We start from the raw sequence: 23816 nt of genomic DNA, 5'->3' as shown, positions 1-23816 counted from the left end.
CGGGATAGTTAAATGGATGATTTAGTGTTTGCAGGTAATAAGGCGCTCTATCTTGTTTTGATCCTGTCAGGGTGGCCGACGATTGTCGCAACGATTATCGGCCTCCTGGTAGGGTTATTCCAGACGGTAACGCAATTACAGGAACAGACGCTGCCTTTTGGCATTAAATTACTTGGCGTGTGTTTATGCTTGTTTTTACTGTCTGGCTGGTATGGCGAAGTTTTACTCTCTTACGGGCGTCAGGTGATATTCCTGGCGTTGGCTAAGGGGTAAAAAATGTTTTACGCGTTGTACTTTGAAATTCATCACCTGGTTGCGTCTGCGGCGCTAGGGTTTGCTCGCGTGGCGCCGATTTTTTTCTTCCTGCCGTTTTTGAATAGCGGGGTATTAAGCGGTGCGCCGAGAAACGCCATTATCATCCTGGTGGCATTGGGAGTATGGCCGCATGCATTGAACGAGGCGCCGCCGTTTTTATCGGTGGCGATGATCCCGTTAGTTCTGCAAGAAGCGGCGGTAGGCGTCATGCTGGGCTGTCTGCTGTCATGGCCTTTTTGGGTTATGCATGCGCTGGGTTGTATTATCGATAACCAGCGAGGGGCAACGCTAAGTAGCAGTATCGATCCGGCAAACGGCATTGATACCTCGGAAATGGCTAATTTCCTGAATATGTTTGCCGCTGTCGTTTATTTACAAAACGGCGGTCTGGTCACGATGGTTGACGTGTTAAATAAAAGCTATCAGCTATGCGATCCGATGAACGAGTGCACGCCTTCATTACCGCCGCTATTAACGTTTATTAATCAGGTGGCTCAAAACGCCTTGGTTCTGGCCAGTCCGGTGGTATTAGTGCTGTTGCTGTCAGAAGTATTCCTGGGTTTATTGTCACGCTTTGCTCCGCAAATGAACGCCTTTGCGATTTCACTGACGGTAAAAAGTGGCATTGCTGTTTTAATTATGCTGCTTTATTTCTCTCCGGTACTACCGGACAATGTACTGCGACTCTCTTTCCAGGCCACAGGATTAAGCAGTTGGTTTTACGAGCGAGGGGCGACGCATGTCCTCGAATAAAACAGAAAAACCGACTAAAAAACGGCTGGAAGACTCCGCTAAAAAAGGCCAGTCATTTAAAAGTAAAGATCTCATTATCGCCTGCCTGACGCTGGGAGGAATTGCTTATCTGGTGTCGTATGGCTCATTTAATGAGTTTATGGGGATAATTAAGATCATTATTGCGGATAATTTTGATCAGAGCATGGCTGACTACAGTTTGGCCGTTTTTGGGATAGGGTTAAAATATCTGATTCCATTTATGCTGCTCTGCTTAGTGTGTTCCGCATTACCGGCGTTATTACAGGCCGGTTTTGTGCTGGCGACAGAAGCATTAAAGCCTAATTTATCGGCGTTAAACCCGGTAGAAGGGGCAAAAAAACTTTTTAGTATGCGCACGGTTAAAGATACGGTCAAAACCCTACTGTATCTCTCATCCTTTGTGGTGGCCGCCATCATTTGCTGGAAGAAATATAAGGTTGAAATCTTTTCTCAGCTAAATGGCAATATTGTAGGTATTGCCGTCATTTGGCGTGAACTTCTCCTCGCATTGGTATTAACTTGCCTTGCTTGCGCATTGATTGTCTTATTATTGGATGCTATTGCGGAATATTTCCTGACCATGAAAGATATGAAAATGGATAAGGAAGAAGTGAAGCGTGAAATGAAGGAGCAGGAAGGGAACCCAGAGGTTAAATCTAAAAGACGTGAAGTTCATATGGAAATTCTGTCTGAACAGGTGAAATCTGATATTGAAAACTCACGCCTGATTGTTGCCAACCCCACGCATATTACGATCGGGATTTATTTTAAACCCGAATTGATGCCGATTCCGATGATCTCGGTGTATGAAACGAATCAGCGCGCACTGGCCGTCCGCGCCTATGCGGAGAAGGTTGGCGTACCTGTGATCGTCGATATCAAACTGGCGCGCAGTCTTTTCAAAACCCATCGCCGTTATGATCTGGTGAGTCTGGAAGAAATTGATGAAGTTTTACGTCTTCTGGTTTGGCTGGAAGAGGTAGAAAACGCGGGCAAAGACGTTATTCAGCCACAAGAAAACGAGGTACGGCATTGAGCCGCGTAAAGCAGTAGCGATGTATTCATTGGGCGTTTTTTGAATGTTCACTAACCACCGTCGGGGTTTAATAACTGCATCAGATAAACGCAGTCGTTAAGTTCTACAAAGTCGGTGACAGATAACAGGAGTAAGTAATGGATTATCAAAATAATGTCAGCGAAGAACGTGTTGCGGAAATGATTTGGGATGCCGTTAGTGAAGGCGCCACGCTAAAAGACGTTCACGGGATCCCTCAAGATATGATGGACGGTTTATATGCTCATGCTTATGAGTTTTATAACCAGGGACGACTGGATGAAGCTGAGACATTCTTTCGTTTCTTATGCATTTATGATTTTTACAATCCCGATTACACCATGGGACTGGCGGCGGTATGCCAACTGAAAAAACAATTTCAGAAAGCATGTGACCTTTATGCAGTAGCGTTTACGTTACTTAAAAATGATTATCGCCCCGTTTTTTTTACCGGGCAGTGTCAATTATTAATGCGTAAGGCGGCAAAAGCCAGACAGTGTTTTGAACTTGTCAATGAACGTACTGAAGATGAGTCTCTGCGGGCAAAAGCGTTGGTCTATCTGGAGGCGCTAAAAACGGCGGAGACAGAGCAGCACAGTGAACAAGAAAAGGAATAATTATGGTAAATGACGCAAGTAGCATTAGCCGTAGCGGATATACCCAAAATCCGCGCCTCGCTGAGGCGGCTTTTGAAGGCGTTCGTAAGAACACGGACTTTTTAAAAGCGGCGGATAAAGCTTTTAAAGATGTGGTGGCAACGAAAGCGGGCGACCTTAAAGCCGGAACAAAGTCCGGCGAGAGCGCTATTAATACGGTGGGTCTAAAGCCGCCTACGGACGCCGCCCGGGAAAAACTCTCCAGCGAAGGGCAATTGACATTACTGCTTGGCAAGTTAATGACCCTACTGGGCGATGTTTCGCTGTCTCAACTGGAGTCTCGTCTGGCGGTATGGCAGGCGATGATTGAGTCACAAAAAGAGATGGGGATTCAGGTATCGAAAGAATTCCAGACGGCTCTGGGAGAGGCTCAGGAGGCGACGGATCTCTATGAAGCCAGCATCAAAAAGACGGATACCGCCAAGAGTGTTTATGACGCTGCGGCCAAAAAACTGACGCAGGCACAAAATAAATTGCAATCGCTGGACCCGGCTGACCCCGGCTATGCACAAGCTGAAGCCGCGGTAGAACAGGCCGGAAAAGAAGCGACAGAGGCGAAAGAGGCCTTAGATAAGGCCACGGATGCGACGGTTAAAGCAGGCACAGACGCCAAAGCGAAAGCCGAGAAAGCGGATAACATTCTGACCAAATTCCAGGGAACGGCTAATGCCGCCTCTCAGAATCAGGTTTCCCAGGGTGAGCAGGATAATCTGTCAAATGTCGCCCGCCTCACTATGCTCATGGCCATGTTTATTGAGATTGTGGGCAAAAATACGGAAGAAAGCCTGCAAAACGATCTTGCGCTTTTCAACGCCTTGCAGGAAGGGCGTCAGGCGGAGATGGAAAAGAAATCGGCTGAATTCCAGGAAGAGACGCGCAAAGCCGAGGAAACGAACCGCATTATGGGATGTATCGGGAAAGTCCTCGGCGCGCTGCTAACCATTGTCAGCGTTGTGGCCGCTGTTTTTACCGGTGGGGCGAGTCTGGCGCTGGCTGCGGTGGGACTTGCGGTAATGGTTGCCGATGAAATTGTGAAGGCGGCGACGGGGGTGTCGTTTATTCAGCAGGCGCTAAACCCGATTATGGAGCATGTGCTGAAGCCGTTAATGGAGCTGATTGGCAAGGCGATTACCAAAGCGCTGGAAGGATTAGGCGTCGATAAGAAAACGGCAGAGATGGCAGGCAGCATTGTTGGTGCGATTGTTGCCGCTATTGCGATGGTAGCGGTCATTGTGGTGGTCGCAGTTGTCGGGAAAGGCGCGGCGGCGAAACTGGGTAACGCGCTGAGCAAAATGATGGGCGAAACGATTAAGAAGTTGGTGCCTAACGTGCTGAAACAGTTAGCACAAAACGGCAGCAAACTCTTTACCCAGGGGATGCAACGTATTACTAGCGGCCTGGGTAATGTGGGTAGCAAGATGGGCCTGCAAACGAATGCCTTAAGTAAAGAGCTGGTAGGTAATACCCTAAATAAAGTGGCGTTGGGCATGGAAGTCACGAATACCGCAGCCCAGTCAGCCGGTGGTGTTGCCGAGGGCGTATTTATTAAAAATGCCAGCGAGGCGCTTGCTGATTTTATGCTCGCCCGTTTTGCCATGGATCAGATTCAGCAGTGGCTTAAACAATCCGTAGAAATATTTGGTGAAAACCAGAAGGTAACGGCGGAACTGCAAAAAGCCATGTCTTCCGCGGTACAGCAAAATGCGGATGCTTCGCGTTTTATTCTGCGCCAGAGTCGCGCATAAAAACTGCCAAAATAAAGGGAGAAAAATATGTTAATTAGTAATGTGGGAGTAAATCCCGCCGCTTATTTAAATAATCATTCTGTTGAGAATAGTTCACAGACAGCTTCGCAATCCGTTAGCGCTAAAGATATTCTGAATAGTATTGGTATTAGCAGCAGTAAAGTCAGTGACCTGGGGTTGAGTCCTACACTGAGCGCGCCTGCGCCAGGGGTATTAACGCAAACCCCCGGAACGATCACGTCCTTTTTAAAAGCCAGTATTCAAAATACCGACATGAATCAGGATTTGAATGCTCTGGCAAATAATGTCACGACTAAAGCGAATGAGGTTGTGCAAACCCAGTTACGCGAGCAGCAGGCAGAAGTCGGAAAGTTTTTTGATATTAGCGGAATGTCTTCCAGTGCCGTTGCGCTGTTGGCTGCCGCGAATACGTTAATGCTGACGTTGAACCAGGCTGATAGCAAACTGTCTGGTAAGTTGTCATTAGTCAGCTTTGATGCAGCTAAAACGACGGCAAGCTCCATGATGCGCGAAGGGATGAATGCGTTGTCCGGTAGTATTTCCCAGAGCGCGCTTCAGTTGGGGATCACTGGCGTGGGCGCCAAACTGGAATATAAGGGGCTGCAGAATGAAAGAGGCGCGCTTAAACATAATGCCGCGAAGATCGATAAACTGACCACTGAAAGCCACAGTATTAAAAACGTGCTGAACGGGCAGAATAGCGTCAAACTCGGTGCTGAAGGCGTCGATTCTCTGAAATCGTTAAATATGAAGAAAACCGGTACCGATGCGACGAAAAATCTTAATGATGCGACGCTTAAATCTAATGCCGGAACCAGCGCCACGGAAAGTCTGGGTATTAAAGACAGTAATAAACAAATCTCCCCTGAACATCAGGCTATTCTGTCGAAACGTCTTGAGTCTGTCGAATCCGATATTCGTCTTGAGCAGAATACCATGGATATGACCCGAATCGATGCGCGCAAGATGCAGATGACGGGCGATCTGATTATGAAAAACTCAGTTACGGTCGGTGGTATTGCAGGGGCGTCCGGGCAGTACGCCGCTACTCAGGAACGTTCCGAGCAGCAAATTAGCCAGGTGAATAACCGGGTTGCCAGCACCGCATCGGACGAAGCCCGTGAAAGTTCACGTAAATCGACCAGCCTGATTCAGGAAATGCTGAAAACAATGGAGAGCATTAACCAGTCGAAAGCATCCGCACTCGCTGCTATCGCAGGCAATATTCGCGCTTAATCTGAAAGGTCATCTATACGCCATCAGGGGTGTGATTTAATCGCGCTCCTGATGGCGAACTGGGGATATTATGCTTAATATTCAAAATTATTCCGCTTCTCCTCATCCGGGGATCGTTGCCGAACGGCCGCAGACTCCTTCGGCGAGCGAGCACGCCGAGATTGCCGTGGTACCGTCTACCACAGAACATCGCGGTACAGATATCATTTCATTATCGCAGGCGGCTACTAAAATCCAGCAGGCACAGCAGACGCTGCAGTCAACGCCACCGATCTCTGAAGAGAATAATGACGAGCGCACGCTGGCGCGCCAGCAGTTGACCAGCAGCCTGAATGCGCTGGCGAAGTCTGGCGTGTCATTATCCGCAGAACAAAATGAGAACCTGCGGAGCGCGTTTTCTGCGCCGACGTCGGCCTTATTTAGCGCTTCGCCTATGGCGCAGCCGAGAACAACCATTTCTGATGCTGAGATTTGGGATATGGTTTCCCAAAATATATCGGCGATAGGTGACAGCTATCTGGGCGTTTATGAAAACGTTGTCGCAGTCTATACCGATTTTTATCAGGCCTTCAGTGACATTCTGTCCAAAATGGGAGGCTGGTTATTACCAGGTAAGGACGGTAATACCGTTAAGCTAGATGTTACCTCACTCAAAAATGATTTAAACAGTTTAGTCAATAAATATAATCAAATAAACAGTAATACCGTTTTATTCCCAGCGCAGTCAGGCAGCGGCGTTAAAGTAGCTACTGAAGCGGAAGCGAGACAGTGGCTCAGTGAATTGAATTTGCCGAATAGCTGCCTGAAATCTTATGGATCCGGTTATGTCGTCACCGTTGATCTGACGCCATTACAAAAAATGGTTCAGGATATTGATGGTTTAGGCGCGCCGGGAAAAGATTCAAAACTCGAAATGGATAACGCCAAATATCAAGCCTGGCAGTCGGGTTTTAAAGCGCAGGAAGAAAATCTGAAAACCACATTACAGACGCTGACGCAAAAATATAGCAATGCCAATTCATTATACGACAACCTGGTAAAAGTGCTGAGCAGTACGATAAGTAGCAGCCTGGAAACCGCCAAAAGCTTCCTGCAAGGATAACAGAAGAGGATATTAATAATGGTTACAAGTGTAAGGACTCAGCCCCCCGTCATAATGCCAGGTATGCAGACCGAGATCAAAACGCAGGCCACGAATCTTGCGGCGAATCTTTCCGCAGTCAGAGAAAGTGCCACAACGACGCTGTCAGGGGAAATTAGAGGCCCGCAACTGGAAGATTTTCCCGCGCTGATCAAACAGGCGAGTCTGGATGCGTTGTTTAAATGCGGGAAAGACGCTGAGGCGTTAAAAGAAGTTTTTACCAATTCAAATAATGTCGCCGGTAAGAAAGCGATAATGGAGTTTGCCGGGCTCTTTCGTTCAGCGCTCAACGCCACCAGTGATTCTCCTGAGGCGAAGACGCTACTGATGAAGGTGGGGGCAGAGTATACCGCGCAAATCATAAAAGATGGCCTGAAAGAAAAGTCAGCTTTTGGACCATGGATGCCAGAAACAAAGAAAGCGGAAGCGAAGCTGGAAAACCTGGAAAAGCAGCTGTTAGATATCATCAAAAATAACACTGGCGGTGAATTAAGTAAATTATCGACGAATCTTGTTATGCAGGAGGTGATGCCCTATATTGCCAGCTGCATTGAACATAACTTTGGCTGTACGTTGGATCCGTTAACCCGCAGCAGTCTTACGCAGCTTGTTGACAAAGCGGCGGCGAAGGCGGTTGAGGCGCTTGATATGTGCCACCAAAAATTAACGCAAGAGCAGGGTACCAGCGTAGGACGGGAAGCCCGGCACCTTGAAACGCAAACGTTGATACCCCTGCTGCTACGTAATGTTTTTGCACAAATTCCTGCAGATAAACTGCCTGACCCTAAAATTCCGGAACCTGCGGCTGGACTAGTACCTGATGGTGGGAAAAAAGCAGAACCTACGGGTATTAATATCAATATTAATATTGATAGCAGTAGCCATAGCGTGGATAACAGTAAGCATATTAACAATAGCCGAAGCCATGTCGATAATAGCCAGCGCCATATCGATAATAGCAACCATGATAATAGCCGGAAGACGATTGATAATAGCCGAACATTTATTGATAACAGCCAACGCCATGGCGAGTCACACCATTCGACTAACAGCAGTAACGTAAGTCATAGTCATTCGCGTGTGGATTCGACTACGCATCAAACGGAGACGGCACACAGCGCCAGCACAGGGGCAATTGACCATGGCATCGCGGGTAAAATTGACGTCACGGCTCATGCGACGGCAGAGGCTGTGACCAACGCTTCATCCGAAAGTAAAGATGGAAAGGTGGTCACGTCAGAAAAGGGCACTACGGGTGAAACACCCTCTTTTGATGAAGTTGATGGCGTAACCAGCAAGAACATTATCGGCAAGCCTGTACAGGCCACGGTGCACGGCGTTGATGATAATAAACAGCAAAGCCAGACGGCAGAGATTGTGAATGTGAAGCCGCTTGCCAGTCAACTGGCTGGCGTCGAGAATGTTAAAATCGATACTTTACAATCAGACTCGACGGTAATTACAGGTAATAAAGCCGGTACGACCGATAATGATAATAGCCAGACAGATAAGACTGGCCCATTTTCTGGTTTGAAGTTTAAGCAAAATAGTTTCCTCTCAACAGTACCGAGCGTTACGAATATGCATTCAATGCATTTCGACGCCCGTGAGACGTTTTTGGGTGTGATACGTAAAGCCCTGGAGCCGGATGCCTCTACACCGTTTCCTGTACGCAGAGCGTTTGACGGCTTGCGTGCGGAAATATTACCCAATGACACGATAAAGAGTGCAGCGTTGAAAGCGCAATGTAGCGATATTGACAAGCACCCAGAATTGAAAGCGAAAATGGATACGCTTAAAGAGGTCATTACTCATCATCCACAAAAAGAAAAACTGGCTGAGATTGCACTGCAGTTTGCCAGAGAGGCGGGGCTGACCAGGCTAAAAGGGGAAACTGACTATGTGTTAAGTAATGTGCTGGACGGCCTTATCGGAGACGGTAGCTGGCGAGCTGGCCCGGCTTACGAGTCATACCTGAATAAACCTGGTGTGGACCGGGTTATTACTACCGTTGATGGCTTGCACATGCAGCGTTAATTAACCGGGAAAGATGCGATGAATATGGATATTGAAGCAAGAGTCAAAAAAGTGATCACCTCCTGTATTGCCGTTGATGTTGATAGTATCAATGGTCAGACCCATCTGGTTGAGGATCTTTACGCTGACTCATTGGATTTAATTGATATTGTATTTGGTCTTAGTGAGGAGTTTGACATTAGTTGCAATGAAAACGATCTTCCTGATATGACGACCTTTGCGGATATATGCCGTGTTGTTAAAAAAAGTCTTGAGTCCAGGGTGTAGTATTTTTCTCTCGCTCGACAACAATTGAACAAGATTAATTGTTATGAAAATCATCACACATGTAGTACCCGGTTCAGGTATGGCTGCAATATATGATGATATTGCTGATAGTCCGCGTTTTGTTATTAAAGGCAAGTTACGTCATGTTGAAAATGATCCGAAGGAGCTGCTGATATGTGTTCCGATGCGTAGTGAATGGCTATTCTACTGGATTAAAGGAGAGAAATATTGCGCCCGGCGATGGGCGCGAAAATGCATCAAAACATCATGTAACCAGATTAAATTTGAAGAAGCAATCTTATAAAAGATATAATTCAAGAGGAAAGTAAATTGCAAGCACACCAGGATATTATCGCTAATATTGGTGAGAAATTGGGTTTACCGCTCACTTTTGACGACAACAATCAGTGCTTATTACTACTCGATAGCGATATTTTTACGTCTATTGAAGCTAAAGATGATATCTGGTTATTGAACGGTATGATTATACCGTTATCGCCTGTTTGTGGCGATTCTATCTGGCGGCAGATTATGGTGATTAATGGTGAACTGGCTGCGAATAATGAAGGTACGTTAGCGTATATTGATGCTGCAGAGACGTTGTTGTTTATACATGCAATTACCGATCTGACAAATACTTACCATATTATATCGCAGCTTGAGTCATTTGTGAATCAGCAGGAAGCGCTCAAAAACATACTGCAGGAATATGCTAAAGTATGAGGAGAGAAAATTGAATAATTTAACGTTGTCTTCGTTTTCAAAAGTTGGTGTGTCGAATGATGCCCGACTTTATATTGCTAAGGAAAATACTGATAAGGCATATGTTGCGCCTGAAAAATTTTCGTCAAAAGTATTAACCTGGCTTGGAAAAATGCCGTTATTTAAAAACACTGAAGTGGTGCAAAAACATACGGAAAATATCAGGGTACAGGACCAAAAGATTTTACAGACATTTCTCCATGCACTAACGGAAAAATATGGGGAAACAGCGGTTAATGACGCACTGTTAATGTCCCGTATAAATATGAACAAACCCCTTACCCAACGTTTAGCAGTGCAGATCACGGAGTGTGTAAAAGCTGCTGACGAAGGGTTTATAAACCTTATTAATAGCAAGGATAATGTTGGTGTCAGGAATGCCGCTTTAGTCATAAAAGGCGGCGATACAAAAGTGGCAGAAAAAAATAACGATGTTGGAGCAGAAAGTAAGCAACCTTTACTCGATATCGCGCTAAAGGGACTTAAAAGAACATTACCGCAACTGGAACAAATGGATGGAAATAGCCTGCGAGAAAACTTCCAGGAGATGGCTTCAGGTAACGGCCCGCTGCGTTCATTAATGACGAATTTACAGAATTTAAATAAAATTCCAGAGGCTAAACAACTTAATGATTATGTTACAACGTTAACAAATATTCAGATAGGAGCAGACAGGTTCTCACAATGGGGAACCTGTGGGGGAGTGGTTGAGAGGTGGATTGATAAAGCCTCTACCCATGAATTAACCCAGGCTGTAAAAAAAATTCACGTTATTGCTAAAGAACTGAAAAACGTTACAGCTGAACTTGAGAAAATAAAAGCCGGCGCGCCAATGCCACAGACGATGAGCGGACCGACACTGGGCCTGGCACGGTTTGCGGTCAGCAGCATTCCAATTAATCAGCAAACCCAGGTGAAACTGAGCGATGGAATGCCTGTGCCAGTGAATACGTTAACTTTTGACGGTAAGCCTGTGGCATTAGCCGGTTCGTACCCAAAAAATACGCCGGATGCGCTGGAAGCGCATATGAAAATGCTTCTTGAAAAAGAATGCTCATGCCTGGTGGTGTTAACGTCGGAAGATCAGATGCAGGCAAAACAATTACCAGCCTATTTCAGAGGGAGCTACACCTTTGGCGAGGTGCATACCAACAGCCAAAAAGTGAGCTCAGCCAGTCAGGGAGAAGCGATAGACCAATACAATATGCAACTGTCCTGCGGGGAAAAGCGGTATACAATCCCGGTATTGCATGTGAAAAATTGGCCAGATCACCAGCCGTTACCGTCTACGGAGCAGTTAGAATACCTGGCGGATAGGGTGAAAAATAGTAACCAAAATGGCGCGCCGGGGCGTAGTTCATCAGATAAGCATTTACCGATGATTCATTGTCTGGGCGGAGTGGGGAGAACCGGAACGATGGCGGCGGCCCTTGTACTTAAGGATAATCCTCATAGTAATCTGGAGCAGGTACGTGCAGATTTCCGGAATTCACGGAACAATAGAATGCTGGAAGACGCCTCACAGTTTGTACAACTAAAAGCAATGCAAGCCCAGTTGCTTATGACGACGGCACGCTGATAAAAATATAGCTTACTTTTAGAACTATCTGAAAGTAAGCTATTTCTGTATAATTATTTGTTTGACGCGATAGAAAGTCTTTTGTTTTTCTCTTCTGCTGACATTCCTTTTAATTTTCTGTAATTCTCCCAAATTTTTTTAGCATAACGTTTCCTTATATCCGATCGTTTCGGCGACGTCCCGGCATTATAAGCGCCAACGGCCTCCCAGCTATAACCGTAGATTTTCATCATATCTGATAAAATGGAAGCGCCCACAATGACAGAAATGCAGGGGTCCTGTAACAACTGTTTTTCACTAATCCCCATTTTTTTCAGCCTTTTCATATGGAAGCTGTTAATTTGCATCAGGCCAAGATCGGTTGAACCATCTCGGTTATGACCAATGGCGCCAGGTTTCATCGCCGATTCCTGCTGGGCGATAGCGTAAAGTAGTTCGGATTCAATATTGAACATTTTTTCAGCCTGAAGCCAGCAATCAGCCCATGCTGTATTTATGCTAAGCAACCAGATTACGATGATAAAAAAATAATGCATATCTCCTCTCTCAGATTTTACCGTAATTTAATCAAGCGGGGATCCTGTTTCCATCTTTTGAACCAAATATTGTCTTCGTTTTTAAATTTATTCCACATTTTCTCGGCAATAGCTTCGCCGTGGGCAACCAGCACTAACGGTAATAATCCCGGATTATTATCTATACGCTGTTCACTTTCCAGAAATTCTCTTATCGTCGGTAAGGCACGCTCACTATTCTGACAATATTCAGCGTAAAGAAGATTAACAGCAATAAGTCCTGTTATTTCCTGCGTGGATATTTCTTTAGTTAATTTTCGTGCCAGTTCATGTTTACCTTTAAGCGAAAGAAACATAACCTGCATACTTAATAATATTGGATTATCCTGCAGGTGTTGTGAGCGTAATTCATCGCCTAAACGTATAGCATCATCAATACCGGTATGATAATAGGTAATCCACAGCTTAGTGATCCCTGCGGCTGCGCGCGTTGGGTCCAATTTTAAACACTCGTTAATCGTTTGTAAGGCCTCCTCCAACTGACCAGCCATGAAGAGATTCCAGCCATAATAATATTTAATATCTGCAGAAATGGGCGAAAGTAAGTTAGCTTGTTTGAATAGCAAACTCCCGACGATGTATTCTGAATGAATCGTATTAATTAGTCCCAGTAATCCTAAAGCTTGTGGATTATTGTGGTCCAGCTCTGTCGCCTTAATCGCATGTTCTTTAGCTTTGATCATGGCGTTTTGTTTATCAAAAATCCCCATTTGCGCCATGCTGAGGTAGCATTCTGCCAGCGCACAGTAAGGCGCAATGCTGTTTGGCGACATGTTAACGCATTGAGTCAGCAATTTAAGCGCTTGCTGTAAGCTATAGGGGGTATATTGATTTAACTCATGCTTACCGCGTAAGTAAACCATAGTACTGTCAATCGAATTTAGCTCGCTAATCTGCTTTGTGTCCCAGCGAAGTCCGGGAATACATCTGAGCAAAAGATTCGCAATTTTGTTTTGCAAGAGAGAAGCGGGTTGGTGTTCTATCAACTTAATGCTTTCCTGGTGCAGCAGGTGATAACCTTTAACCCGAACTATCTCGATCTGTACAATATTATCATTGCCATCGGGTATCATCTGCCCGGAGATATAATAATCGGGGCGTAATTGATCCATGAGCTCAAGAATATCCTTAACACTGCGGCAGTTCTTCGTAATGGTCACCGGCAGCACGCTCAGGCCAAAGGGCGCATACTGCGATAATCCCTTCACGATAGAGTAATGCAGACTCTCGGATTGAACCTGATCCTGCATCTGAAAAGGAAGTATCGCCAATGTATGAGTCGTAGGTTGCGGCGCTGGCGGAGACACCACTACGACCGGACGATTAAACCGATAGCCCTGTCCGTACAGTGTTTCAATGTAACGATGCTCTTTATCTTCCGACAGAATACGTCGTAAGGCATAAATACAGCGGGTAAGAGATTCTTCGTTAACTTCCGCGTCGCCCCATACCTGGTCCAGTAAGGTGTTTTTACTCACAATCTCGCCGGCGGCTTCGAGCAGGATGACCAGAACGGCATATTCTTTTGGCGGAATATTGACTTTCTTTTCTGAGCGTAGCAGGGAGCCGTCCATGTTGAGTATGAAATCATCAAAGACGAATTTTTTATTCGATACAGGAACAGGATTAAAATGTGGCATGATAATAGTGTATTCTCTTACAGGGTGAAAAGTTATAATAACTAATACAAGTCGTTAGGATAGAATCTACTGTTTCAGTAATTCTGCTGTTAGTACTAACGGTCAGGTTGAGCTTTTATTATGAGCTTAATGTCATATTCTACGGGCTCGGGTTTATATGTTTTTAACATTTGATTATTTAGCTTATGCCTGTGCTTTAAATAACTGACATGTTGGTAATAATATTGTTATAACTAACTGTGATTATCGAATGGACGCTGTCGTATATCCTGGAGCAGAGAGTCAGCGCCGGGCATCTAAATATTTACATATTTAACTTGGCCTCATTGCAATAGAGATTAGTTTTGTAGCTATCTTACTGCATTTTTTTGGGGTGTAAATGCTGCTTATTATATCTTCATGGTTAATGGTCTGATAATTACACCATCAGAACCATTTTTCTCGAAGATTTCCACTAAATGACCATTCGTTGAAAGTTTAAGAGTGTAATTTGTCTTAGGTTCCAAAATATAAATGGAAGACTGTTTTTAATGGTGCGCTTATTTTTATATTTTTTTGCAAAATAATGATATCGTCTTTTCTTTACTCCTTTCAGCTATAGCGTCAAAAAGGCAGGGGGGTTATGAGCAGTATCATCCTCAGGCTGGCCCCCAGGCATTATATCGATATCAGGATGAAGAGAAGAGGTATGCCTGGCAGAAAGCTAACAAGCGTGACTGTTTCGGTGTAGACCGTTCAGGCAAATAGTTCTCAGAGGGAACGGATGATGTATAAATATGAATAAAATGCCGGCCTTAATCCACAGGGTTAAAGCCGGAAGGAGATAGTGTCATCTGGACGAATTCTTACGCTGTGAATAAGGCAATATCGGTTTAACAGTCATCATAGCGATGACAAGTTCACAAAAATCGTGTTATATAATCAGCCTTACTTTAAATTACCAGAGATATCAGTATAAGCTGTCTTCCGGACAGAACAATGATATTAAATAGCCTCCCATCCTGATATAGCGTGTTAATGCGCAGTCTGAATTTTAAATTATTACAATTTTAATAAAAATCTTTACTTGAGTGACAGATACAAAAAATGTTAATGGTTCGCCATTTTTATGAATGTCGATGGCGTAGTTTTAAAATATTTTTTGAAACATTGAATGAAGTAGGACGTGCTGTCATAACCACATTTTAATGCTACAGCATTAACATTATGGTTGCCTATGCGTAAAAGTTTTGCTGCCTGATTCATTCTTGCCGATAAGTAGATGTCGCTAAAGCTGGTACCTTCTTCTGCAAGTTTCCGTTTGAGCGTTGACGTACTCATAAATATATGATCGGCAACATCCGTAAGCTTCCACTGTCTACTGGGTGACGAAGATATAATGTTGTAAACGCGCTCCTTTAACGTTATCTGAGCCGAGCTAAGGATGATCTCATAACTCTCCGGGAGTCGGAGAAAAGCAGTAAGCAGGAACAGCAGAAAATAAGGAATTAACTCTTCATTTTCAATACAACTCTTGTTGTTACAGTTACTGCAACCTTTGCTTGTATCCTTCGTACAGGAGAACGCCGTTTTCAGATGTTCAAATACCTCTCTTCTGGCAGGAAAGTCAGGCGTATAGAAAATTTTCTGCGCTTTCTCTGTGGGGACCGCCATTTTGGTTTGCTGCTCGTTTGGGATAAGTGCATAGAGAGCGCCAAGTCGTTGCGTCGGTATCTCGAGTATATCGAAATCCATGTGGCCATTGACCTCTTCAAGCGTCACGTTAACTACCTGCTCTTTTTTGAGCACCAACATCCCAGGTTCGTCACAGTAAATCGTATCGTGATTATTGCTAATCGTCAGTTTACCGCTCCGAAAGCAAACTAAAGTGAAACTGCTTACATAAAGATTTTTGATGGTAACCTGCTGAGTCTGACTTTTAATTTGCTGCCGGGTATTTGTCAAAAGTCATTTTAATTTCTGTAAGTTATCTGCGGCAGGACGCTGATGACTATTACTTACAAAGGTTACATTTTCCATATTATCCCTTTGTTGATGTTATTTTAATGTTCCTTACTGGTATCCTACTGAAAAAATCTGAGTTGTAAATGCTCTTTATTAGCGTGTGTTGGCAATGGTCTGATTGTTACACCAAAAGAACCCAAATTTGGGTAATTTATCTACAGTAGTTTAAGCCCCAATGGGGATGATGGTTCTTTTAATATGTGTTGAGACGCATTATACAGAATAAATTGATTTTATTTCTCACTTTTCATTCTATTTTCATCAGGAATCCCTGTGTCCTGTGCGGTAATCTGCTGCTATCGAGAACGACAGACATCGCTAACAGTATATATGGAAACATCAAAAGAGAAGACGATAACAAGCCCAGGGCCATACATAGTTCGATTACTTAACAGCTCACTGAACGGCTGTGAGTTTCCATTGCTGACAGGCCGAACACTCTTTGTGGTAGGTCAGAGTGATGCGCTCACTGCTTCAGGCCAACTCCCTGATATACCTGCCGATAGCTTTTTTATCCCGCTGGACCATGGCGGAGTAAATTTTGAAATCCAGGTGGATACGGATGCGACCGAAATTATACTCCATGAGCTGAAAGAAGGAAATTCTGAATCTCGTTCGGTGCAATTAAATACGCCAATACAGGTCGGTGAATTGCTTATCCTGATTCGCCCGGAAAGCGAGCCGTGGGTGCCCGAGCAGCCTGAGAAGTTAGAAACGTCTGCAAAAAAGAACGAGCCGCGTTTTAAAAACGGAATTGTAGCAGCACTGGCCGGGTTTTTTATATTGGGAATTGGGACGGTGGGGACGTTATGGATACTTAACTCGCCGCAGCGGCAGGCCGCAGAGCTCGATTCGTTATTGGGGCAGGAGAAGGAGCGCTTTCAGGTGTTGCCAGGACGGGACAAAATGCTCTATGTCGCTGCGCAAAATGAAAGAGATACGCTGTGGGCTCGTCAGGTTTTAGCGAGGGGCGATTATGATAAAAATGCGCGAGTGATTAACGAAAACGAAGAAAATAAGCGTATCTCTACCTGGCTGGATACCTATTATCCGCAGCTGGCTTATTATCGGCTTCATTTCGATGAGCCGCGTAAACCCGTTTTCTGGCTAAGCCGCCAGCGAAACACGATGAGCAAGAAAGAGCTCGAGGTGTTAAGTCAAAAGCTGAGAGCGCTAATGCCTTACGCGGATTCGGTTAACATCACGTTGATGGACGATGTTACCGCAGCAGGCCAGGCGGAAGCGGGGCTAAAACAGCAGGCGTTACCTTATTCCCGCAGGAATCATAAAGGGGGCGTAACGTTTGTTATTCAGGGGGCGCTCGATGATGTAGAAATACTCAGAGCCCGTCAATTTGTCGATAGCTATTACCGCACATGGGGAGGACGCTATGTGCAGTTTGCGATCGAATTAAAAGATGACTGGCTCAAGGGGCGCTCATTTCAGTACGGGGCGGAAGGTTATATCAAAATGAGCCCAGGCCATTGGTATTTCCCAAGCCCACTTTAATTTAACGCAAATAAGGAAGTCATTATGGCAACACCTTGGTCAGGCTATCTGGATGACGTCTCAGCAAAATTTGATACGGGCGTTCAGGATCTACAAACGCAGGTAACAGAGGCGCTGGATAAATTAGCAGCAAAACCCTCCGATCCGGCGCTACTGGCGGCGTATCAGAGTAAGCTCTCGGAATATAACTTGTACCGTAACGCGCAATCGAACACGGTAAAAGTCTTTAAGGATATTGATGCTGCCATTATTCAGAACTTCCGTTAATCAGTTATAAGGTGGATTATGTCGATTGCAACTATTGTCCCTGAGAATGCCGTTATAGGGCAGGCGGTCAATATCAGGTCTATGGAAACGGACATTGTCTCGCTGGATGACCGGCTACTCCAGGCTTTTTCTGGTTCGGCGATTGCCACGGCTGTGGATAAACAGACGATTACCAACAGGATTGAGGACCCTAATCTGGTGACGGATCCTAAAGAGCTGGCTATTTCGCAAGAGATGATTTCAGATTATAACCTGTATGTTTCTATGGTAAGTACCCTTACTCGTAAAGGAGTCGGGGCTGTTGAAACGCTATTACGCTCATGATTCGTCGATATCTATATACCTTTCTGCTGGTAATGACCCTTGCCGGCTGTAAGGATAAGGATCTTTTAAAAGGACTGGACCAGGAACAGGCTAATGAGGTCATTGCCGTTCTGCAAATGCACAATATAGAGGCGAATAAAATTGATAGCGGAAAATTGGGCTATAGCATTACTGTTGCTGAGCCTGATTTTACCGCTGCGGTGTACTGGATTAAAACTTATCAGCTTCCTCCCCGGCCACGGGTGGAAATAGCGCAGATGTTCCCGGCGGATTCGCTGGTATCGTCTCCGCGAGCTGAAAAGGCCAGGTTATATTCGGCTATTGAACAGCGACTGGAACAGTCATTACAGACGATGGAGGGCGTGCTCTCCGCCAGGGTCCATATTAGTTATGATATTGATGCTGGTGAAAATGGCCGCCCGCCAAAACCTGTTCATCTGTCGGCATTAGCCGTATATGAACGAGGTTCGCCGCTTGCGCATCAGATCAGCGATATCAAGCGTTTCTTAAAGAATAGTTTTGCCGATGTGGATTATGACAACATTTCTGTTGTGTTGTCAGAACGTTCTGATGCCCAATTACAGGCTCCCGGCACACCAGTAAAACGTAATTCTTTTGCAACCAGTTGGATTGTGTTGATTATTTTGTTATCCGTGATGTCAGCAGGCTTTGGCGTCTGGTATTACAAAAACCATTATGCCCGCAATAAGAAAGGCATAACGGCTGATGATAAGGCGAAATCGTCAAATGAATAGGCAGCCATTACCCATTATCTGGCAAAGAATCATTTTTGATCCGTTATCGTATATCCATCCTCAGCGGTTGCAGATAGCGCCGGAAATGATTGTCAGACCCGCCGCCAGGGCGGCGGCAAATGAGTTAATACTGGCGGCATGGCGGCTTAAGAACGGAGAAAAGGAGTGTATTCAAAACTCACTGACGCAGCTGTGGCTGCGTCAGTGGCGCCGACTGCCGCAGGTAGCGTATTTACTCGGTTGCCATAAACTGAGAGCCGATCTGGCAAGGCAGGGAGCCTTGCTTGGCCTGCCGGATTGGGCGCAAGCATTTTTGGCAATGCATCAGGGAACAAGTTTATCTGTCTGCAATAAGGCGCCGAATCACCGGTTTTTACTTAGCGTCGGGTATGCACAGTTAAATGCCCTGAATGAATTTTTACCTGAATCTTTAGCACAGCGTTTTCCTTTGCTTTTTCCTCCATTTATTGAGGAGGCATCGAAGCAGGATGCTGTAGAAATGTCAATTTTGCTACTGGCCTTACAATATGCTCAAAAATATCCCAATTCCGTCCCCGCTTTCGCCTGTTGAGGGGATACTGATAAAGCGTAAAACGCTGGAACGTTATTTCTCTATTGAAAGATTAGAACAGCAGGCGCATCAACGGGCTAAGCGTATTTTGCGAGAGGCGGAAGAAGAGGCAAAGACCTTGCGGATGTACGCCTATCAGGAAGGTTACGAGCAGGGAATGATAGACGCGTTACAGCAGGTCGCCGCTTATCTTACTGATAATCAGACAATGGCCTGGAAGTGGATGGAAAAAATACAGATTTATGCCCGCGAGTTATTTTCAGCTGCGGTCGACCATCCCGAAACGCTTTTAACCGTCCTGGATGAGTGGCTGAGGGATTTCGATAAGCCGGAGGGGCAACTTTTTTTAACACTACCAGTTAACGCGAAAAAAGATCACCAAAAACTGATGGTGTTGCTTATGGAGAACTGGCCAGGCACTTTTAATCTTAAATATCATCAGGAACAGCGCTTTATCATGAGTTGCGGCGATCAGATCGCAGAATTTTCACCTGAACAATTTGTTGAAACGGCAGTAGGCGTCATTAAGCATCATCTTGATGAACTTCCACAAGACTGCCGGACGATTTCTGATAACGCTATTAACGCACTTATTGATGAATGGAAGACAAAAACGCAAGCATTGTAAAATGGAGGTTATAAGGTGATACCGGGTACGATTCCGACTTCTTATTTGATCCCGACAGCGGATACTGAAGCGACGGGTGTGGTTTCGTTGAGTACCAGGGCCGCTATGCTGAATAATGTGGATAGCGCGCCTTTAAGCAATGGCGGCGACGTTGATCTTTATGATGCATTCTACCAACGACTTTTGGCGCTTCCTGAGTCAGCCTCTTCTGAAACGCTTAAAGATAGCATTTATCAGGAGATGAATGCCTTCAAAGATCCTAAAAGTGGTGATTCGGCTTTTGTTTCTTTTGAGCAGCAAACGGCTATGCTACAAAACATGTTAGCAAAAGTTGAACCGGGCACCCATTTATATGAGGCTTTAAACGGGGTATTAGTTGGTACAATGAATGCACAGTCACAAATGACCTCCTGGATGCAGGAGATTATTTTATCGGGCGGGGAAAACAAAGAGGCAATTGACTGGTGAACCCCCCATTGCTGGCGATTTGTGATAAGGTATGGTGTATATATTAGCAAATAATGCAGAAAATGCACCATGCCAGTGTATCTATCTTATTGATGTATATGGATTATTAAGGTATCTGCCAGGCGTTTTATTCTGAAATGATTATATTAATATTGTAAGCTTCCATTACAAAATTGTGCATAAAGTTTGTAAGAGTATCTTTTTGTGACGAAATGAACGTGCGTTGGAATGTAATTATTGGCTATAATAATAAAAAAATCGGATTTAAATCATCTCTGTGAGTTTTAATTATTTGTTTATAAGAATATAACGATTTTGAGTTCCTTATAGCACACAGGATAAAATATGGTATTGCCTTCAATGAATAAATCAGTTGAGGCCATTAGCAATAATCACCTTCAACAGCCGAACAAATTTCCATTAATAAATGGATTAGCTGACGTAAGAGACTATTATGTCGCAAACTGCTTATTATTTAAACTTAATAAAGGCAGTTTGCGAATTGAAAACGAATTTGGGGAGTTCATCGAACAATCTGCGCCGTGTTTATTTTTATTGGAAAAAGATCAAACAATCACGCTTAGTATGAGCGAAATAGAAGGGCATATTGATTTTTCTTCACTGGAAGTTTCCTATGACTTAATGCAAAAATTCTACAAAGTTTTTTACAGTACAAGAAACTATAATGATCGAGAGCTATCATTAAAAACGAAACCAAAGTATTTTTTTCATGCGGACTTGTTGCCCGGGATGAGTGATACTTTTGACTCTATTTTGCATGGTGTGGCATGTCCACGGGTTTGTAGTAATGTGAGTATTGATGATCATGATTATTCATATTTCTCATTGATGTATCTTATATCGGCATTTGTACGTAAGCCCGGTGGGTTTGATTTCCTTGAGCGAGCAATAAAAATTACGACAAAAGAGAAAGTTTATAACATTATTATCAGCGATCTCACCCGCAAATGGTCACAGGCTGAGGTGGCAGGAAAGCTGTTTATGAGCGTATCAAGTCTGAAGCGAAAACTGGCCGCTGAAGAGGTGAGTTTTAGCAAAATATACCTGGATGCTCGTATGAATCAGGCTATAAAATTATTACGTATGGGGGCTGGAAATATTTCACAAGTCGCGACGATGTGTGGCTATGATACGCCTTCTTATTTTATCGCTATTTTTAAACGGCATTTTAAGATTACACCGCTTAGCTTTATGCGTACAATGAACCATTGATTTGTGAAATTATTTTAAACGTTACTATCTGTCTGCGTTACAGATACCAAATATTTTTTTAATCGTAGTGTATATTTCAGTATCGCTACACCAGTGATATGTAGTTAATGAAAGGGAATCGAAAGCGTTCATTGTCAGACATACATGGCCACAAGGCGTCGGGCAATCGTTGTACTCTAAGAGATTACTGTAAAGTAAAACAGCAAATTTAATCATTATCAGATTTGTAAAAGGAATTCATTTCGGTAACGACATTGCGCATGTAATAACGTATCTGGTCTTATTACCTTTGTAGTAAGAAGGCGTTATCTACTTGCGCAGTAGTCGCCCAGGAAGAAAAATAATTACCGAAGCTGTGGTCAGTTTTCAAAAAAGGATAAATAAATGAGAAATGTAATTATATACGGTATTAACTGGACTAATTGTTATGCCCTTCAGTCTATTTTTAAGCAAAAATATCCGGAAAAGTGCGTTAAAACGTGTAACTCATTAACCGCACTTTTGCATTCTCTATCCGATATGCCGGACGCCGGGCTGATTTTAGCTTTGAACCCGCATGAGCATGTTTATCTTTTTCATGCGTTGCAGACGCGGTTGCAGAACCGTAAAGTTTTGGTAGTGGCAGATCGCTTGTATTATATCGATCGCTGTGTGCTGCAATATTTTGGCGTTATGGATTATGTTTTAAAAGACGAACTATCCTGCGCTATCCGCTCGGATCGAGAGAAGCTCCGTCTTCCGGAAGCCTGGCTGCGTTTCTGCCACAGGCCACAAAAGAAAACCGTGGCTGCTACGTATGCTTTTAATGCCGGCGAGACGCCGGAAGAGGTATTGTTTAATATCAATCAATACGCCTGGTGGAATCTACCTCCCGGCGTCACTCAGGCGAAATATGCGCTGCTGATATTATTATCCTCCGGACATCCGGCAATTGAACTGGCGAAAAAATTTGGTCTGGGAACAAAAACCGTCAGTATTTATCGTAAGAAGGTTATGTATCGTTTGGGGATGGACTCTTCACCGCTATCGCTGTTCCGGGGACTGAAACTAGACGCGCATTTACAGCGCACTGCTTTTGCACATAACCCTGCTGTACCTGACGATAATTGCGCGTTACCGATTGCGGTAGGAATGAATTAAACTATTTTTTATCATTTATGACCATGTGTTGAGCTTTTATTATAAAAAAGATTTTTTGAATAGTAATTCTTATATATAATCATCTGGAGGTGATTGGTTGCCTGGCTCAATCATTGAGGCATATTTTTGCGGGCAATATATTGAATCTGAAAAGTTAAAGATGATATTTTCGGTGCAGGAGCTATCATGTGGAGGGAAAAGTATGCTAAGTCCTACGGCTCGTAATATGGGGGCGAGTTTATCGCCTCAGCCTGACGTCAGCGGGGAGCTAAACACCGAAGCATTGACCTGTATTGTTGAGCGTCTGGAAAGTGAAATTATAGATGGCAGCTGGATTCATATCGGTTACGAGGAAACCGATCTCGAAATGATGCCTTTTCTTGTTGCACAGGCCAATAAGAAGTATCCAGAGTTAAATCTTAAATTTGTTATGTCAGTCCATGAGCTTGTTTCCTCTATAAAGGAGACCAGAATGGAAGGCGTTGAATCTGCCCGATTTATCGTAAATATGGGAAGTTCAGGTATCCATATTTCAGTCGTCGATTTTAGAGTTATGGACGGAAAGACATCGGTGATTTTGTTCGAACCAGCAGCGTGTAGCGCTTTTGGACCTGCTTTACTGGCGTTGAGGACCAAAGCAGCTCTTGAACGTGAACAATTGCCTGATTGTTATTTTGCTATGGTCGAGCTGGACATTCAACGAAGCTCTTCTGAATGTGGTATTTTTAGCCTGGCGCTCGCCAAAAAACTTCAGCTTGAATTTATGAACTTAGTAAAAATTCATGAAGATAATATTTGTGAACGTCTGTGTGGTGAAGAACCTTTTCTCCCGTCTGATAAAGCAGACCGTTATCTGCCGGTGAGTTTTTACAAACATACTCAAGGCGTACAACGATTAAATGAATATGTGCAGGCCAATCCGGCGGCGGGAAGCAGTATAGTAAACAAAAAGAATGAAACGCTTTATGAGCGATTCGATAACAATGCCGTTATGCTAAACGATAAAAAACTCTCTATATCCGCTCATAAAAAAAGGATAGCTGAATATAAGTCTTTACTTAAACCGTAATGAAATTATGAGGTTGCCTGCCAGAGGAAATCCTTCCAGCGCCATA

At 44.2% G+C, this 23816-nt stretch carries 24 protein-coding genes and 1 pseudogene; 22 read left to right on the top strand and 3 right to left on the bottom strand.

Translation table 11 applies throughout. The features are described from left to right. Window positions 1-12: 12 nt before the first annotated feature. From spaQ to sptP, 12 genes are all read left to right on the top strand, one after another. The gene (gene spaQ, locus ACLJPQ_RS16095; protein WP_000342503.1) at window positions 13-273 is read left to right on the top strand and encodes an SPI-1 type III secretion system export apparatus protein SpaQ; all 261 of its coding nucleotides are present in this window, start codon (window positions 13-15) and stop codon (window positions 271-273) included. Between the two features lie 3 nt (window positions 274-276). After that, complete coding sequence (spaR, locus tag ACLJPQ_RS16090; RefSeq protein ID WP_000498965.1) at window positions 277-1068, top strand: SPI-1 type III secretion system export apparatus protein SpaR; 792 nt, start codon at window positions 277-279, stop codon at window positions 1066-1068. After that, window positions 1055-2125 (top strand): SPI-1 type III secretion system export apparatus protein SpaS, encoded by a 1071-nt coding sequence (gene spaS / locus ACLJPQ_RS16085; RefSeq protein WP_000097719.1) that lies wholly within the window; start codon window positions 1055-1057, stop codon window positions 2123-2125. The genes spaR and spaS overlap by 14 nt, the downstream gene beginning before the upstream one ends. Window positions 2126-2262: 137 nt before the next feature. Beyond that, the gene (gene sicA, locus ACLJPQ_RS16080; protein WP_000386309.1) at window positions 2263-2760 is read left to right on the top strand and encodes a SycD/LcrH family type III secretion system chaperone SicA; all 498 of its coding nucleotides are present in this window, start codon (window positions 2263-2265) and stop codon (window positions 2758-2760) included. 2 nt (window positions 2761-2762) lie between these two features. Beyond that, window positions 2763-4544 carry an SPI-1 type III secretion system needle tip complex protein SipB gene (gene sipB, locus ACLJPQ_RS16075; protein ID WP_000245782.1) on the top strand — a complete coding sequence of 594 codons (1782 nt, stop codon included), beginning with the start codon at window positions 2763-2765 and terminating at the stop codon, window positions 4542-4544. 27 nt (window positions 4545-4571) lie between these two features. Next, window positions 4572-5801: an SPI-1 type III secretion system needle tip complex protein SipC gene (gene sipC, locus ACLJPQ_RS16070; protein WP_000909028.1), complete on the top strand. Its 1230-nt coding sequence runs from the start codon at window positions 4572-4574 to the stop codon at window positions 5799-5801. Between the two features lie 70 nt (window positions 5802-5871). Next, window positions 5872-6903, top strand: a complete 1032-nt coding sequence (sipD, locus tag ACLJPQ_RS16065) for an SPI-1 type III secretion system needle tip complex protein SipD (protein WP_000932241.1) — start codon at window positions 5872-5874, stop codon at window positions 6901-6903. A gap of 18 nt (window positions 6904-6921) precedes the next feature. Continuing rightward, complete coding sequence (sipA, locus tag ACLJPQ_RS16060) at window positions 6922-8979, top strand: SPI-1 type III secretion system effector SipA (protein WP_080184757.1); 2058 nt, start codon at window positions 6922-6924, stop codon at window positions 8977-8979. Window positions 8980-8997: 18 nt separating this feature from the next. Beyond that, the gene (locus ACLJPQ_RS16055; protein WP_001055579.1) at window positions 8998-9246 is read left to right on the top strand and encodes an acyl carrier protein; all 249 of its coding nucleotides are present in this window, start codon (window positions 8998-9000) and stop codon (window positions 9244-9246) included. Between the two features lie 43 nt (window positions 9247-9289). Beyond that, window positions 9290-9550: a hypothetical protein gene (locus ACLJPQ_RS16050; protein WP_000692249.1), complete on the top strand. Its 261-nt coding sequence runs from the start codon at window positions 9290-9292 to the stop codon at window positions 9548-9550. 26 nt (window positions 9551-9576) lie between these two features. Beyond that, window positions 9577-9969, top strand: coding sequence for a chaperone SicP (sicP, locus tag ACLJPQ_RS16045; protein WP_001147851.1), 393 nt, complete (start codon window positions 9577-9579; stop codon window positions 9967-9969). Continuing rightward, complete coding sequence (gene sptP / locus ACLJPQ_RS16040; RefSeq protein WP_080184756.1) at window positions 9956-11587, top strand: SPI-1 type III secretion system effector GTPase-activating protein SptP; 1632 nt, start codon at window positions 9956-9958, stop codon at window positions 11585-11587. Before sicP ends, sptP begins: the two co-directional genes overlap by 14 nt. Window positions 11588-11640: 53 nt before the next feature. Here sptP and iagB read toward each other — a convergent pair whose 3' ends face one another. The 3 genes and pseudogenes from iagB to hilD form a co-directional block, all read right to left on the bottom strand. Next, complete coding sequence (gene iagB, locus ACLJPQ_RS16035) at window positions 11641-12123, bottom strand: SPI-1 type III secretion system invasion protein IagB (RefSeq protein ID WP_000558929.1); 483 nt, start codon at window positions 12121-12123, stop codon at window positions 11641-11643. Window positions 12124-12140: 17 nt separating this feature from the next. Beyond that, window positions 12141-13802 carry a transcriptional regulator HilA gene (hilA, locus tag ACLJPQ_RS16030; RefSeq protein WP_001120085.1) on the bottom strand — a complete coding sequence of 554 codons (1662 nt, stop codon included), beginning with the start codon at window positions 13800-13802 and terminating at the stop codon, window positions 12141-12143. Window positions 13803-14891: 1089 nt separating this feature from the next. Continuing rightward, window positions 14892-15821: pseudogene (hilD, locus tag ACLJPQ_RS16025) on the bottom strand (transcriptional regulator HilD). 315 nt (window positions 15822-16136) lie between these two features. Between hilD and prgH the strand changes: the two are divergent. The 10 genes from prgH (at window position 16137) to avrA (ending at window position 23770) form a co-directional block, all read left to right on the top strand. Further along, complete coding sequence (prgH, locus tag ACLJPQ_RS16020; protein WP_000450196.1) at window positions 16137-17315, top strand: type III secretion system inner membrane ring protein PrgH; 1179 nt, start codon at window positions 16137-16139, stop codon at window positions 17313-17315. A gap of 24 nt (window positions 17316-17339) precedes the next feature. Next, on the top strand, window positions 17340-17582 hold the full coding sequence (prgI, locus tag ACLJPQ_RS16015) for a type III secretion system needle filament protein PrgI (protein ID WP_058821370.1): 243 nt from the start codon (window positions 17340-17342) through the stop codon (window positions 17580-17582). An 18-nt stretch (window positions 17583-17600) separates the two neighbouring features. Then, the gene (prgJ, locus tag ACLJPQ_RS16010) at window positions 17601-17906 is read left to right on the top strand and encodes a type III secretion system inner rod protein PrgJ (protein ID WP_000020431.1); all 306 of its coding nucleotides are present in this window, start codon (window positions 17601-17603) and stop codon (window positions 17904-17906) included. Next, on the top strand, window positions 17903-18661 hold the full coding sequence (prgK, locus tag ACLJPQ_RS16005; RefSeq protein ID WP_000621238.1) for a type III secretion system inner membrane ring lipoprotein PrgK: 759 nt from the start codon (window positions 17903-17905) through the stop codon (window positions 18659-18661). Before prgJ ends, prgK begins: the two co-directional genes overlap by 4 nt. Next, the gene (orgA, locus tag ACLJPQ_RS16000) at window positions 18633-19232 is read left to right on the top strand and encodes an oxygen-regulated invasion protein OrgA (protein WP_001591231.1); all 600 of its coding nucleotides are present in this window, start codon (window positions 18633-18635) and stop codon (window positions 19230-19232) included. The genes prgK and orgA overlap by 29 nt, the downstream gene beginning before the upstream one ends. Further along, window positions 19189-19860 carry a type III secretion system linker protein OrgB gene (orgB, locus tag ACLJPQ_RS15995; protein ID WP_000916655.1) on the top strand — a complete coding sequence of 224 codons (672 nt, stop codon included), beginning with the start codon at window positions 19189-19191 and terminating at the stop codon, window positions 19858-19860. The genes orgA and orgB overlap by 44 nt, the downstream gene beginning before the upstream one ends. A gap of 15 nt (window positions 19861-19875) precedes the next feature. Beyond that, the gene (locus tag ACLJPQ_RS15990; RefSeq protein WP_080184755.1) at window positions 19876-20328 is read left to right on the top strand and encodes a type III secretion system effector protein OrgC; all 453 of its coding nucleotides are present in this window, start codon (window positions 19876-19878) and stop codon (window positions 20326-20328) included. 345 nt (window positions 20329-20673) lie between these two features. After that, window positions 20674-21561, top strand: coding sequence for an invasion transcriptional regulator HilC (gene hilC, locus ACLJPQ_RS15985; protein ID WP_000243998.1), 888 nt, complete (start codon window positions 20674-20676; stop codon window positions 21559-21561). Window positions 21562-21945: 384 nt separating this feature from the next. Continuing rightward, entirely contained in the window at window positions 21946-22701 is a 756-nt protein-coding gene (gene sprB, locus ACLJPQ_RS15980; protein ID WP_001246665.1) for a transcriptional regulator SprB, read from the top strand. A 160-nt stretch (window positions 22702-22861) separates the two neighbouring features. Continuing rightward, window positions 22862-23770 carry a type III secretion system YopJ family effector AvrA gene (avrA, locus tag ACLJPQ_RS15975; RefSeq protein ID WP_080184801.1) on the top strand — a complete coding sequence of 303 codons (909 nt, stop codon included), beginning with the start codon at window positions 22862-22864 and terminating at the stop codon, window positions 23768-23770. The last annotated feature ends 46 nt before the right edge of the window (window positions 23771-23816 follow it).

It is taken from the genome of Salmonella sp. SAL04213 (assembly GCF_046550535.1).
In the GTDB taxonomy this organism is placed as follows: domain Bacteria; phylum Pseudomonadota; class Gammaproteobacteria; order Enterobacterales; family Enterobacteriaceae; genus Salmonella; species Salmonella enterica.
The sequence above is the reverse complement of the archived record's forward strand: the minus strand, read 5'-3'. Positions and strand labels throughout refer to the sequence as shown.

What these genes read in the sequence shown, in the direction of transcription:
- prgH (WP_000450196.1), top strand. Translation starts at nt 16,137, where the DNA reads ATGGAAACATCAAAAGAGAAGACGATAACAAGCCCAGGGCCATACATA.
- spaQ (WP_000342503.1), top strand. Translation starts at nt 13, where the DNA reads ATGGATGATTTAGTGTTTGCAGGTAATAAGGCGCTCTATCTTGTTTTG.
- sicA (WP_000386309.1), top strand. Translation starts at nt 2,263, where the DNA reads ATGGATTATCAAAATAATGTCAGCGAAGAACGTGTTGCGGAAATGATT.
- sipA (WP_080184757.1), top strand. Translation starts at nt 6,922, where the DNA reads ATGGTTACAAGTGTAAGGACTCAGCCCCCCGTCATAATGCCAGGTATG.
- orgA (WP_001591231.1), top strand. Translation starts at nt 18,633, where the DNA reads ATGATAAGGCGAAATCGTCAAATGAATAGGCAGCCATTACCCATTATC.
- iagB (WP_000558929.1), bottom strand. Translation starts at nt 12,123, where the DNA reads ATGCATTATTTTTTTATCATCGTAATCTGGTTGCTTAGCATAAATACA.
- hilC (WP_000243998.1), top strand. Translation starts at nt 20,674, where the DNA reads ATGGTATTGCCTTCAATGAATAAATCAGTTGAGGCCATTAGCAATAAT.
- hilA (WP_001120085.1), bottom strand. Translation starts at nt 13,802, where the DNA reads ATGCCACATTTTAATCCTGTTCCTGTATCGAATAAAAAATTCGTCTTT.
- ACLJPQ_RS16055 (WP_001055579.1), top strand. Translation starts at nt 8,998, where the DNA reads ATGAATATGGATATTGAAGCAAGAGTCAAAAAAGTGATCACCTCCTGT.
- spaR (WP_000498965.1), top strand. Translation starts at nt 277, where the DNA reads ATGTTTTACGCGTTGTACTTTGAAATTCATCACCTGGTTGCGTCTGCG.
- sptP (WP_080184756.1), top strand. Translation starts at nt 9,956, where the DNA reads ATGCTAAAGTATGAGGAGAGAAAATTGAATAATTTAACGTTGTCTTCG.
- ACLJPQ_RS16050 (WP_000692249.1), top strand. Translation starts at nt 9,290, where the DNA reads ATGAAAATCATCACACATGTAGTACCCGGTTCAGGTATGGCTGCAATA.
- prgJ (WP_000020431.1), top strand. Translation starts at nt 17,601, where the DNA reads ATGTCGATTGCAACTATTGTCCCTGAGAATGCCGTTATAGGGCAGGCG.
- sprB (WP_001246665.1), top strand. Translation starts at nt 21,946, where the DNA reads ATGAGAAATGTAATTATATACGGTATTAACTGGACTAATTGTTATGCC.
- sipC (WP_000909028.1), top strand. Translation starts at nt 4,572, where the DNA reads ATGTTAATTAGTAATGTGGGAGTAAATCCCGCCGCTTATTTAAATAAT.
- spaS (WP_000097719.1), top strand. Translation starts at nt 1,055, where the DNA reads ATGTCCTCGAATAAAACAGAAAAACCGACTAAAAAACGGCTGGAAGAC.
- prgK (WP_000621238.1), top strand. Translation starts at nt 17,903, where the DNA reads ATGATTCGTCGATATCTATATACCTTTCTGCTGGTAATGACCCTTGCC.
- orgB (WP_000916655.1), top strand. Translation starts at nt 19,189, where the DNA reads ATGCTCAAAAATATCCCAATTCCGTCCCCGCTTTCGCCTGTTGAGGGG.
- avrA (WP_080184801.1), top strand. Translation starts at nt 22,862, where the DNA reads ATGATATTTTCGGTGCAGGAGCTATCATGTGGAGGGAAAAGTATGCTA.
- sipB (WP_000245782.1), top strand. Translation starts at nt 2,763, where the DNA reads ATGGTAAATGACGCAAGTAGCATTAGCCGTAGCGGATATACCCAAAAT.
- prgI (WP_058821370.1), top strand. Translation starts at nt 17,340, where the DNA reads ATGGCAACACCTTGGTCAGGCTATCTGGATGACGTCTCAGCAAAATTT.
- sipD (WP_000932241.1), top strand. Translation starts at nt 5,872, where the DNA reads ATGCTTAATATTCAAAATTATTCCGCTTCTCCTCATCCGGGGATCGTT.